A 12,421-nucleotide genomic window follows, 5' to 3' on the forward strand; every position below is an offset into this window, starting at 1 on the left:
CACTACTGGACGCCTTCATCCGCGGGCGCGGGTCGAGGAGGAACACTTTCCAGACCGACAAGGGCTATCTTGAGATAGCCTGTGTCGCGCAGCCCGTTCATCAGATCCATCAAGGCGCCGTAGTCAACAGCTCGGTCAGCGCGAAGAAAGACCCGGGTGTCCTTGTCCCCCTGCGTACGTTGATCCAGAAAACTGCCAAGCGTTTCGCGTGAAATCGTTTCATTGCCGACTGCGATAGACTTGTCTTCCTTGAGCGTCAGGTAGAGGGGTTGCTCGGGACGCGTCGCGGGCGTTGCTGTCGAGGCTGGCAGATCCACATTGATATCGACCGTCGCCAGCGGCGCTGCGACCATGAAAATGATAAGCAGGACCAGCATGACGTCGATGAACGGCGTCACGTTGATTTCGTGATTTTCCTGGAGCTCGTCGTCCGAAGCGTTATGCCTGATGCCACCAGCCATGATCGCTCTCCTTACTCCGCAGCGGCGCGCGAGGTGTGGGCGGCAGGGGCCCTGGCAAAATCCACATCGCGGCTGACAAGCCGTTCGACTCCTGCCGACGCATCCGCGAGCAACTGCCGGTAGCCAGTGATCGACCGCGCGAAGACATTATAGATAACAACCGCCGGAATTGCAGCGACGAGCCCGATCGCGGTGGCGAGAAGCGCTTCTGCGATGCCAGGCGCAACGACCGCCAGGTTGGTTGTCTGCGACTCTGAAATGCCGATGAACGAATTCATGATGCCCCAAACCGTGCCGAAAAGCCCGACGAATGGCGCAGTTGAACCGATGGTCGCGAGTACTCCCGTGCCGCGACTCATGCGCCGTCCTGCTTGGGCCTCGATGCGCGACAGACGCGAAGCGACGCGCTCCTTCAAACCATCGGCGCTTGTGTATCCTTGAACCTCACCGGAAACACGCATTTCCTCGCGTGCCGCATTGACAAGCGCAGCGCCCGGGCCGCCCCGGCCTTCGAGTGCCCGCTCGGCATCGTGCAGTGTGCGAGCATTGCCGATGGCGTTGAGTGCGCGGTAGGCCCGCACTCTTGCTCCGGCAAGTTCAAGCGTCTTCGCCAACCAGACAGTCCAGGTGACCAGCGAGGCGAAAGCGAGACCGATCATCACCGACTTGACCACCCAGTCCGCGGCCATGAACATGCCCCAGGGTGAGAGATTGTGTGGCAGCGTTGCTGCCGTCTGATTGCCTTCACCCCTCTCGGGTATTGCCGGTTCTAATGCTGGTGTGGTTGCTTCAGGTTGCGGTGAAGACGGCTGCACAACCTCCGACTGGGGTACCGGGGCTGCACGCTCTTGGGCCGTTGCAATTGGCATACCAGACAGGCAAAGCAGCAAACCGAGAACCCCTGCCCTCAGCATGATAATAGCACCTCCTGGATACCCTTGCGGCCTTGCTCGCATCGCTCTGCAGTCCTTCATTTTTCGCCGCTGCCGGAAGGCCCGAGGCCATCGCCTTGTTCAGGCGCATTCGCGTGGCGGCATCACCGGTTGGTAGCGGCTTAGTATTTATGACTAAAATAATCAACTATTTTTTGAATATGGTAAGGGGGAGTGTTTTGATAAGACCAAACGAGAAGCGGAAGTTTAAAAGCTCGTCACGATTTGGAGCGACCGTCTGCGGATTCGCGCACAAAGCACACACACACAAAGAACTTAAATTTTAATCTATCCGAGTGTTTTCAGACAATTCCCCAAGCACGGTAACGTCCCCTGCCCGTCATTTCGCGCACCCCAAGTTCACTGATGAGATTGAGCGCTCCGCGTTGGGACACCTTCAATTCCTTGGCAATCAGAGCTGTTGATACCATGGGCCGCGATAAAATGAGATCGATCATGCCAGGAAGGTTTGATGTGGAGCGCCGATCCTTCAATTTTCGTTCCATTTGCATCCTTGCAAGACTCAGCCGCTCGACTTCCTTCAGATTTGCCATGCTCGAAACTTGTACCGCTTCCAGAAATGCAACCAGCCGTGTCGTATGATCGCGGGCACGGCGCCGGTCACGCGGAATGGAGCGCAATCCCGCATTAAGGGCTGCGAGATGTGATCTCGTCTTCCCCCGTTCCCTAAGCATGGCGGATACGAGCATTGGACCCAGCCAGTGCTGATGTTGCAGCGGTTCGATGTCCTCCCAGGCGTCCCAGACCACCGCAGCCGCAAGTAGTGGCGGCAAATCACGGCTCCGGTCATGAACCGCTAGCCACCCTTCGAACCGCTCATCCTCATCCCAATCCGGATCGTAAACCAAGGGCTCACCATCCGGTGTGAGGTCGGCCGCTGAAGACTTGCTCTCGCCCCTCCCCCCGCCAACCTCTGCTGGTTGCGCAAGCAGCCGCGACGAGCGGACCAGCAGGGCATCCATATTCGCCAATTCGTCTTCGAACGCGTTTTCAGCGTCAGATTTGACCTCGGTCTCGTCCTCGGCAACGGATTCGGCTGCTGGGATGTTTTCGCCAGTTAGCACGGCAAACTCGCTGGTTGCCCGACCACGCAGACTAGCGAGACCTTTCGAGCTGAAGGACCAAGCAGGTGGGCTCGCAGCAATCTGACGTCGCGTACGCAGAATGGCGTGGGCCCTTGTCAACTCATGCGTTGGCGTGCGGATGTCCATGCGCGCATCATGAAGAACCAGATCTTCGACGTGAACGAGCTCCCCTGCCAGCCAGAGAGCATTGCACGCCTCCACAAAATGCGAGCGTTCTATCCAGCCGTCGTTCTCGCGCAAAAGTCCGTCTCGCGTCCGGCGCCCCCTCACCTCCCCCAGGTCATTCTTGCGGCCGACCCTGTCATCAAGCCGCGCCAATGCGTCTTCTGCAGCGATGGCCGGATGAAGCAGGTCTTTGAGGGATAACTCTCTAGAATCATAAACCATTGAAACTATGGTAAACGATTGATTAAACGGATGCTATATGTAATTTAGCTTCCGTTGGGCAAGGCCCGGGTTGGACCTGACCAACCGGATGAATCGCCTGAAGATCTGATGTGAATCATTAGCGCGTTTGCAGCGTCTAGCCAACCACGACCGTCGCTTTTCCAGAGACGCGACTGTAAAGATCGATGATGTCCTGATTAATCAGGCGGACGCAGCCAGATGACATCGATTGCCCGATCGACCACCATTCTGGCGATCCATGAATCCGATAGCCGGTATCGACGCCGTCCTTAAAAATGTAGAGAGCCCGCGCTCCCAGCGGATTTTGTGGACCCGGGTCCATGCCATTCTGATATTTGGCCAATTCCGGCTTGCGCTGAATCATTTCGCGTGGTGGCGTCCATCGCGGCCATTCCTTCTTATACTGAATATTCGCCCGACCGCTCCAAAGGAAGCCGTCTTTGCCGATACCGACGCCATAACGAATGGCATCCCCGCCGGGTTGGACCAGGTAAAGAAAACGCTCCTGCAGGCGGACGACAATCGTCCCCGGCTGCTCGCCTGTCGGATCGACAACTATCTGGCGCCGGAACTGGACTGGAACCTTTTGATACGGGACCGCTGGGAGCGAGTACGGACCCTCCTGCACGGCAGCGTACATGACGTCTGGGACTGTAACGGATTTATCAATGCTGATTTGTGGCCTGATGCCACTGGTCGGCATCGCATCTATGTCCATGGACGGCAATTCGAGGGTCGTTTGAGTGCAACCTGTCATTCCCAGCACTGCCATAGACCCTGCACCCGCCAAAAGATGACGGCGCGAAATAGCGGGAATCGCCTGTTTGATCGTGGATACCTGTTTACGCTGGGACAATTTCGTACTCGCTTACAAATATTGGCAATCGTTCAAACTGTATGGAAATGTGGTTTACAAACAATGAATCGAAAAACAGCGTCTTAACCAACCGAGAAGTTGACAGCTGTCAACGAAGCTTTGACGGGCTTCTCCAGCAAGCCCCCGGCTTGGTTGACAGCTGTCAACCACGCTCGACAGAGAACTAACACTAAGGTTCAATTTCCAAATCGCCAACTTTCGGGTATTCAGTGATGCAATCCTGCGTTTTACTGCGACCGTTATTCTACTACCAATTGTATTTATTCCTGTTTGGATATTCCTCACGCTCGATCAGGTATTTCACAATGGCAGACGATATGTCCTACTGTTTCAGACACCCCAACGGTGAAGAACCGAGTGCACGCGCGAACGCTGTACTACCATCATTCCAGAATCAGCCAGGTTTTCCGCGCGACACCCGGCAGCAATTGGCTTTCGCTGAAGAGTTTATCCGAAATAACATCTGCAAATCCGTCAGCATTTCAGACATTGCCAATGCCACCGGCGTCAATATTCGAGCCCTGCAACGCCTGTTTCGCAAACACCACGGCGCCACTCCAATCCACGTTTTGCTGAATGGCCGCATTGCTGCAGCCCACGAAATTATCTGCAGCGGGAAGGCAACATCCGTGAGGGAGCTGGCGGCCAGGCTTCATTTCTCCAATCCGGGTCGCTTTTCCAAGCTCTATCGAAAAACATATTCGGTTGTTCCGTCTGAACAGATTCGCGCGCATCAATGCATGGCGAATTCGCGCGATTTACCAGCGTAGGCTGAGCGTCTCAGCGATAAGCGGCCGTGCGATCCAAAAAGTCGTGAAAGTGCGCAATAACGCTGTCTTGATCGATGAAGATCACAGCATAGGCGGGCGGCTCGTGCGTGACAGCAATCCTATCCGGCGAAAAATCCAGTGCCGCTTGATGGTTGGTGCCGCGCAGAACGCTAACGGGAATACCCCGCCAACTCCCGGCGATCGGCCGGTGTGCATGGCCGGCAAAAATATGCCGGACCTTGCCGTGTTCCTTGAGCAGTGCGTGGAGAGCGTCCGCTTCGACGATGCCCATCCGGTCCAGAAGCGGCATGTGAATGGGAAAAGCCGGGTGGTGTGAGAACAAAAAAACCGGACGGTCCCCGGCTTCCAAAAGGCGCTGCTGCAGCCAGCGCAACCGCGCCACATCCAGGCGACCTTCTGGGCGGCCCGGAACCAGCGTATCGAGCATGATCAACCTGCCTTCGCTGGTGTCTTTCACACTCTGGACAAAGCCTTCCTCAACGCGGACAGTGGTAAAGACGCTCAGAAAAGCAGTGCGATCATCATGGTTCCCCAGCATCAGACGGAAGGGCGGGAGCAGTTTGGTGAGTTCCTCCGCCAGGACCCGATATGTAATCTCTTCCCCCGTGTCACTCAGATCGCCGGTAAAGACCACCAACTCGGCATCGCGGTGATTCCGATTGATATCGGTGATGCAAGCCTGCAGGCGCGCCAAGGGGTCAAGGCCACACAGGGTCGTGCCCGGCTTCACCAGATGCAGATCAGTCACTTGGATAATTTTCATGCAAGAAGTTCCAAGGGTTTTTTAGGATCTGTACGACCCAGGAATACGCGCACTGCCGCGCAGGATAAGGCGTGTATTCAAACGTTCATGAGCAGCCGGGCGATCAGGTTCAGCCTCGCGGCGATCGAGAAGAGCCACCGCACGCGCAGCCATAGTGTTCGCATCCTGCTGAAACGTCGTAAGGTTGTAGGCACCCCACGACGCTTCCGGAATATCATCGAATCCTACGATGGAAAGATCCGCCGGTATCGAAAGTTGTGTGTGTTTCCGCACATAGTCAATCAAGCCGAATGCCACCAAATCATTCACACAGAAGACTGCGTCCGGGCGGTTGTTCCCAACGGTGAAGAGCTGCTGCGCTGCTTCCTGTCCGCCCGCATAATCCGAATTCCGACCATTGCCGGTCAGTACCGTAGCGTTATGAAGTTCGGCTTCCCGCCGGAAGCCGTATTCACGTTCAATCGTCGTGGGCGTGCCCGATAGAGCCCCGGCGAAACCCATTTTCTTTATGCCATCGGCAAGAAAAAACCGTGCTGCCTCCCGCCCGGCACCTTCATTGTCGATATTGACCTCGTCTGCTCCCGTTTCCGAACGGCCGAGAACGATCAGTGGCTGCCCGTTGCGGCGGGCAAGATCGACGAAAGACGAGGGCGGAGAACCGGAGAGGATAATGGTCGCTTCGGCGCGATAACCAAAAAGCGTCTTCTGTGCCGCAACCAGTTCTTCTTCGGTGCGGCCAGTGTTGATCACTATGGGAACGCTACCCCGATGGATGAGCGCCTTGGTCAGCGCCGCAACCAAATGCGAGCGATAGCCGAGTTCCGGATTGGTAACAACCAAACCCACGAGTCGGCTCTTTCGAGCCAAAAGTCCACGCGCAAGATCGTTGACTTGATAGCCAAGCGCTTCCGCTGCCTCCATGATCTTCTCGCGCTTTTTTGCCGAGACGCTCGCCCCGGGTGTAAAGGCCCTGGACACTGCCGAGCGAGATACACCCGCGTGTTTCGCAACCTGCAGTGCACTGACGTACTGCTTGTCGTCATTGGAAGCGCGCTTGTCTTTAGATTTCATATTTTTCAACGTCCGACCGTGGAAAGAACATCTGCCCTCAAGAATCGCTCCACCACCAGCATACAGCCTATCGACGGTACGAGTAATAGCAGAGCGGTGATCGACGCAACCTGATAATTTCACCCGAACCCGCAGTGAGTGGCGATAGCGGTAGGGCATTCACGATGGACGCGTCGACGAGATCAATAAGCGGTCCTTCATTTGCCTGACGCAGATATATCAACGCCGCCTCAGCTGGACGCAAACAGCGGCACGATGAAAAACGGCACGATCTTGATAGCGCTGGAAGAACATGGAGAAGGGTCAGGAAGCGCGTCTGCGGCACAATGTTCGGGGGGAGGGGAGGGGCCACCGACGATATCAAATGGCCCCGAGAAACAGAATATGTTAGTTGGCTACATTTTTTTCATAAGCCTCGAGGATCGCCGAGTTGTAAGGGGCAATCGGGAAAGACTTGCCTTTGGTTGCGAGATCATCGGGGGAAATGTCGACGAAGAGCTTGTCCCAGCTTGCTTTGTCCAATTCCGGTTGCACGAACTTCGCATCAATACCGGGGTACCAGTTGAACCGCTTGACGATACCATCGGCCTGAACTTTCGGGCTCGTGGCGAGCGCAACGAACTTCTCCGCCAGTTCAGTGTTCGGGCTCTTGGACGGAATCACATAGTGCATCGGTTGCCCTGGCATACCCGGCGCAGGCAGGAACAACTTCATCTCCGGTGGCAATTTACCATCCGCCTGCCACGCGTAGAACATGTCGACCCAAACCGGCCCCATCGCGATTTCGCCGCGGCTGAGCATATCCAATGTACCGGCATTCCCCGGGGTAAGGGTGGCGTTGGTTGTGAAATCCTTCAAACTGGCGAAGGCTTTGTCCCACTTTTTGGTCTCGGCTTCCTCGAATGGACCATTCATCAGCTTGTTGGCGTCGCCGTCGCCGAAAGCATAGATCCAGCCCATGACGAAACTGACTCCTGACGCTCCACCCTTGATGCCGTTATAGCCGAACTGCTTCGGATTCTCTTTGGCCCAGGCAACAAGCTCCTCATAGCTCTTTGGCGGGTTTGGGATGAGCGCGGGATTGTAGGCAATTGCGGTCTGGCTTGAGAACATCGGCATGACATAACCATCGACATTTGCGCCGAGCGCCATCTTTGCCTTTTCGCTGGTAGTCATCTCGCCGGAAGGTATCTTCGACCGATAGGATTCGAGATAGCCATCTTTAACCAACGGCCCGGCGAATTTCTCATGCACGACCGCGACGTCCGCGTCCCATTTGTCGACATTGGCCTTTGCCTGTGCCTCGAACCGCTCAACGATCTTCTGCGATCCGGCATCCCCTGGGCCTGTGCCAACGACGCGAACCGTCGTGCCCGGATTTTCCTTCTCGAAGAGTGGGCCGAGATAGTCGTTGACATAGTCCACCATGTTCTGGTCGCCGGCTGTCAAAACCGTCAGGTCGCCAGCCGCAGCTGGGACCGTCGCCAGTCCGAGAATGAGAGAGGCGTGCAGAAGTGTCTTCATTTGTTATCTCCCTTGAGAAAAATGAATGGTTGCAGTGTTGTTTTGGCGGCCGGGTTTCCGGCATTCAATTTGTTTAATGCGCGTGTGCCTCAGCCAGGCCTTCGACTGAAGAGCGACGCATCTGCGTGACGTCGCGCCTCCCTGTTGCGCAGCTGTGCATTTTTTCCTTTGTACCGTCTGTTCATAACAGCCACGTGACAAGCCAAAAATATTGATGCGGGCGATGAACCATGTGCCAGACTCATGACGTCCGACAGGGAAAGTGCGACTTTCGTACATATGTCATAGAACCGTTATCCGGCTTGTATAAGGGTGGCCAATCCGTTTGTGCCCGCATAAAAGAGAAGCGGGCTTGTCTCGTTTGGTAAAAGGGAATCATCGTGCGTCAACTTCTCGCCGCTGCAATCGTAATGGCCGCCGGGCTGCATCCAGCCTTCGCCCTCGATGGTAAACTCGTTCTCTATACCAGTCAGCCCAACACCGACGCACAACAAACGACAGACGCGTTTATGGCAAAGAACCCCGGCATCAAGGTCGAATGGGTTCGTGACGGCACGCCAAAGATCATGGCCAAGCTGCGCGCCGAGATCGAAGCCGGCAATCCTCAACCCGATGTTCTTTTACTTTCCGATGTTGTGACTATGGAAGGACTGAAGAAGGAGGGCCGCCTTCTCGCATTCAAAGATGCGAATACTGACGGCATCGATCCGGCGCTGATGGACAGAGATGGAACTTATTTCTCCACCAAACTCATCACGACGGGCATCATCTACAACACCAAGGCGCCCTTCGTTCCCTCGAGCTGGAGCGACCTGACCAAGCCTGAGGCAAAGAATCTGGTAAGCATGCCTAGTCCGCTGACATCGGGCGCCGCAATGATCCATACGGTGACTTTAACGGAAAACCTGCCAGGGGGCTGGGACTTCTATGCTGAACTGGCCAAGAACGGTGCACAGGCCGCCGGCGGCAATGGCGACGTCCTCAAGGCTGTGAGCGGCGGCGACAAGCTGTTCGGTATGATCGTCGACTACATGCCCATTCGCGAAAAAGCCAAGGGCGCGCCAGTTGAATTCGTGTTCCCGAAGGAAGGTGTCTCGGCCGTAACCGAACCGGTCGCCATTCTCTCGACGGCGAAGAATCCCGAGGCGGCAAAAGCCTTCGTCAATTTCCTTCTATCTGAAGAAGGCCAGAAGCTGGCGGTCAGCATGGGCTATATCCCTGCACGTCCCGATGCCGGCTTACCGGCGGGTTATCCGGATCGTTCCACCATCAAGGTGCTGGCGTTCGACGCAGCCGGCGCACTGACGAACGATACAGCGAACAAGGAAAAATTCAGCGAAGTTATGGGGCAATAAAGCTCTTTGGCCGTTTCCCAATCTATCCGCCCGAATGAACGACCCGCGTCACGCGACGCGGGTTCTCTTTCAATCCTGTGGCGAAAACTTCGGTATGATACGCGGCTTTCGGGTCTGGCCGTTCTGGTAGTCATTTTTCTGCTGAGCCTGGTCCCCGTCCTGCGCCTCGTGTCGACGGCAATTGCGCCCGGTGGCGAAGTGGATTTCGTCGCTTTCGCAAGTCGTCTGGCAAGCCCGGCAGTCATCCGCGCAACGTTCAATACCCTCGACACGTCCTTCTTCGGTGCATTGCTGGCACTTGTGATCGGTGCGCCCTTTGCCGTTGCCCTGTCCATGACCGACTTGCCGGGGCGCCGGACGCTGGGCTTCCTCCTGCTGCTGCCGTTGATGATCGCGCCGCAAGTCATGGCACTATCCTGGCTGCATCTTTTCGGGCCTTCCAGCACCTTGCTTGGAGCTTTCAATCTCTCGCCCCTTCCAGGCACCGCCAACCCTCTGCTCGGCCGCGATGGCATTATCTTGCTTTACGCCATTCAACACGCGCCGATCATCTTCATTACACTGCGTGCAGGGCTTATGCGCGTCCCGCGAGATCTGGTTGAAGCGGCGCGTTCATCTGGCTCTTCGCCGCTCCGTGTCCTTCTCACCATTATCCTGCCCATGGTCAGGCCCTATGTCGTCGCCGCAACAGCGCTCGCCTTCGTCTCTGGCGTCGGCAATTTCGGCATTCCCGCGCTGCTCGGCATGCCAGTCAACTATTTGACGTTGACAACGCTGATCTATCAGCGAATTTCCAGCTTCGGCCCAAGCGTATTGCCGCAAGTCGCGGCGCTATCCGTGCTGATTGCCATCCTGGCGTTGCTCGGTGTAACGCTGCAAGCCTTGGCCCTGCGTCGCAGCGGTCATCGTTTCACGGTCGGCACACCTGCGCGTTTTTCCCTGGGAGGTTGGCGGTTGCCGCTCGCACTTATCGGCTGGATCGCCATCCTGTTCATGCTCATCCTTCCTGTTCTTGCTCTGGTGACCACTGCGCTTATTCCATCATTCGGTGTTCCGCTTAACTGGGCTACGTTGACCTTTTCCAACTTCGAGGAAGTGCTGTTTCGTCAGGCTTCGACCAATCGTGCCTTCCGCAATTCCACAATGCTGGCTGGCGGCACGGCATTGCTCCTCGCGTTCGGCGCCGTCCCCTTGGCGATCGGACTTGAGCGCTTTTCGCGCCTGTCGCAACGAATATTTCACGGAATGATCGAATTGCCCTATGCGCTACCAGGCATCGTCCTTGCAATTGCCTGCATTCTTCTGTTTCTGCGGCCGCTGCCATTTATCGGCAGCCTCTATGCCACGCCATGGATCATTCTCGCCGCTTATCTCATGCGCTTCTTCGCACTCGCGATGAAGCCGGTCACCGCGGCTGTCGGCCAGATGTCGCGAGATCTGGACGAGGCCGCGGCGGTTTCTGGTGCTTACCCCTTGCGCCGGATGCTGACGATTATCGCGCCGCTCGCCGCACCAGCCGCCGTCGCGGGCGCGCTCCTTGTATTCATGAGCGCTTTCAACGAGCTCACTGTCTCTGCCTTGTTGTGGTCAAGCGGTAACGAAACCCTGGGCGTTGTTTTGTTCAGCCTGGAGGAGGCGGGGCTCGGCACCCAGGCAGCGGCAATCGCAGTCACGACCATTGTCATCGTCGTCGGATTGCTATTTCTTCTGGATCGGCTCGGCAGGAGGCTGCCTGCAGGCGTCTTGCCCTGGCGCTGAGAGCAATCTCAGGAAAAATGGGAGCCGGCTTTCCGTCCTCAATTGCGTAAGAACAGCGAGTTAGAACAACTGTGCGATTCGAAGAAAAAACGGTCTTGCCTTAAGGAATGATCCAGGCGTCACTCACGTCGACATGCACCTTGCTTCCAAGGGGGAGGGGATGCGCGCTGTCAAGCGTCAGCCGCTCGCCATTGGCAAGTTCGAGCCACGCTTCGTGCACCGGTCCGCGATAGGTGCTTTGCCGAACAATAGCGGTGAGCCCTTGACGGGAAAGAGTAACGGCCTCCGGACGCAGCAGGACCTGCACATTGTCCGCATCACTACTCCCGCCACGTGCCGTGACGTGTGTTCCGCCTATATCGACGATTGTTGATTGGCCGTTTCTGTGCAGCACTGTGCCGGAGACGACCGTCCCGCGCCCGATAAACCCCGCCACCTTTCGGTCAGATGGTGAATGATAAACTTGCGCAGGGGAGGCGATCTGCAGGATGTTGCCCGAACTCATGACCGCGACACGATCGGACAGCGCGAGTGCTTCCGATTGATCATGCGTCACGTAGACAATCGTCGCGCGCGTACGGCGGTGTATATCGCGAAATGCTTCGACCATCGAAGCCCGCAAATGCATGTCGAGATTGGCCAGCGGCTCATCGAAGAGAATAATCTGCGCATCCGCGACAAGGCAGCGGGCGAGGGCAACCCGCTGCCGCTGACCACCGGAAAGTTCCTCGATCCCACGCTTGGCGTAGCCATTGAGGCCCACACTGTCGAGGACGGCGGCGACGCGCTTCAAAATTTCGTCCTTGCCCACCTTTCGCGTCTTCAAGGGGTAGGCAACATTTCCAGCCACATCCATGTGCGGCCAGAGTGCATAAGACTGGAAGACAACACCGACACCGCGTTCTTCCGGCTTTTTCTGGCGCTTCGCATCGGCGATCAACTCATCGCCAAACGACAGCTGCCCGCCGTCCGGTGCCTCAAATCCAGCGATCAGCCGCAGCAAGGTGGTCTTGCCGCATCCAGACGGGCCAAGCAATGATGTGAACGACCCGGCTGGAAAATCGATCGAGATATCGTTGAGCGCGGTGACGTCGCCAAAGCGTTTTGTCAGGTTCTGGATACGAATTTCGGTCATGCGCAGGTTTTACAATTCTTTCTGCAATTTGACACCGGCTATGCTGCGTTTGCGTAACAATTGTGTGACGAGCAGTTGATGTCGGCCAGGCGCCTTACAAAAAACCCAGCTAGGGCCTGTGTTTAACGCCGCAAGCGCGGTCACAGGGTTCAAATCATTACGAAAGTATAATTTGAAATGGCCAATGGAATCGGTAGTGCTTTCGCTTCTGGGGACGGCGGGCTCCCACGGCATACCGCC

The 12,421-nt window shown here is 56.5% G+C and carries 11 protein-coding genes and 1 pseudogene; 3 read left to right on the top strand and 9 right to left on the bottom strand.

The features are described 5' to 3' along the window. Positions 1-2 precede the first annotated feature (2 nt). From exbD to J2X72_RS20075, 4 genes are all read right to left on the bottom strand, one after another. Positions 3-461 carry a TonB system transport protein ExbD gene (gene exbD, locus J2X72_RS20060; protein ID WP_310074854.1) on the bottom strand — a complete coding sequence of 153 codons (459 nt, stop codon included), beginning with the start codon at positions 459-461 and terminating at the stop codon, positions 3-5. An 11-nt stretch (positions 462-472) separates the two neighbouring features. Beyond that, a complete protein-coding gene (exbB, locus tag J2X72_RS20065; RefSeq protein ID WP_310074856.1) occupies positions 473-1,375 on the bottom strand; it encodes a tonB-system energizer ExbB in 903 nt (300 codons plus the stop codon). A gap of 320 nt (positions 1,376-1,695) precedes the next feature. Beyond that, complete coding sequence (locus tag J2X72_RS20070) at positions 1,696-2,886, bottom strand: RHE_PE00001 family protein (RefSeq protein ID WP_310074858.1); 1,191 nt, start codon at positions 2,884-2,886, stop codon at positions 1,696-1,698. 136 nt (positions 2,887-3,022) lie between these two features. Then, complete coding sequence (locus J2X72_RS20075) at positions 3,023-3,679, bottom strand: L,D-transpeptidase (protein WP_210003599.1); 657 nt, start codon at positions 3,677-3,679, stop codon at positions 3,023-3,025. Positions 3,680-4,089: 410 nt separating this feature from the next. Between J2X72_RS20075 and J2X72_RS20080 the strand changes: the two genes are divergently transcribed. Next, positions 4,090-4,554 (top strand): helix-turn-helix transcriptional regulator, encoded by a 465-nt coding sequence (locus J2X72_RS20080; RefSeq protein WP_310074860.1) that lies wholly within the window; start codon positions 4,090-4,092, stop codon positions 4,552-4,554. A gap of 10 nt (positions 4,555-4,564) precedes the next feature. Here J2X72_RS20080 and J2X72_RS20085 read toward each other — a convergent pair whose 3' ends face one another. The 4 genes and pseudogenes from J2X72_RS20085 to J2X72_RS20100 form a co-directional block, all read right to left on the bottom strand. Next, positions 4,565-5,338: a phosphodiesterase gene (locus tag J2X72_RS20085; protein ID WP_310074863.1), complete on the bottom strand. Its 774-nt coding sequence runs from the start codon at positions 5,336-5,338 to the stop codon at positions 4,565-4,567. Positions 5,339-5,359: 21 nt separating this feature from the next. Beyond that, positions 5,360-6,409 (bottom strand): LacI family DNA-binding transcriptional regulator, encoded by a 1,050-nt coding sequence (locus J2X72_RS20090; protein ID WP_310074865.1) that lies wholly within the window; start codon positions 6,407-6,409, stop codon positions 5,360-5,362. Positions 6,410-6,414: 5 nt separating this feature from the next. Further along, positions 6,415-6,566, bottom strand: a pseudogene (locus tag J2X72_RS20095) (ABC transporter permease); the annotation flags it as partial. 230 nt (positions 6,567-6,796) lie between these two features. Next, complete coding sequence (locus tag J2X72_RS20100) at positions 6,797-7,933, bottom strand: extracellular solute-binding protein (protein ID WP_310074866.1); 1,137 nt, start codon at positions 7,931-7,933, stop codon at positions 6,797-6,799. 380 nt (positions 7,934-8,313) lie between these two features. Here J2X72_RS20100 and J2X72_RS20105 point away from each other — a divergent pair, with 380 nt between their 5' ends. Both J2X72_RS20105 and J2X72_RS20110 read left to right on the top strand, forming a co-directional pair. Continuing rightward, positions 8,314-9,288 (top strand): ABC transporter substrate-binding protein, encoded by a 975-nt coding sequence (locus J2X72_RS20105; RefSeq protein ID WP_310074868.1) that lies wholly within the window; start codon positions 8,314-8,316, stop codon positions 9,286-9,288. Between the two features lie 6 nt (positions 9,289-9,294). Continuing rightward, positions 9,295-11,046: an iron ABC transporter permease gene (locus J2X72_RS20110; protein ID WP_310074870.1), complete on the top strand. Its 1,752-nt coding sequence runs from the start codon at positions 9,295-9,297 to the stop codon at positions 11,044-11,046. A 100-nt stretch (positions 11,047-11,146) separates the two neighbouring features. On the opposite strand, the gene J2X72_RS20115 is transcribed toward J2X72_RS20110, so the two are convergent. Further along, positions 11,147-12,181, bottom strand: coding sequence for an ABC transporter ATP-binding protein (locus J2X72_RS20115; RefSeq protein ID WP_210003525.1), 1,035 nt, complete (start codon positions 12,179-12,181; stop codon positions 11,147-11,149). Between the last annotated feature and the right edge of the window lie 240 nt (positions 12,182-12,421).

Origin of the sequence: Phyllobacterium sp. 1468 (assembly GCF_031455525.1) — a bacterium.
Lineage (GTDB): Bacteria > Pseudomonadota > Alphaproteobacteria > Rhizobiales > Rhizobiaceae > Phyllobacterium.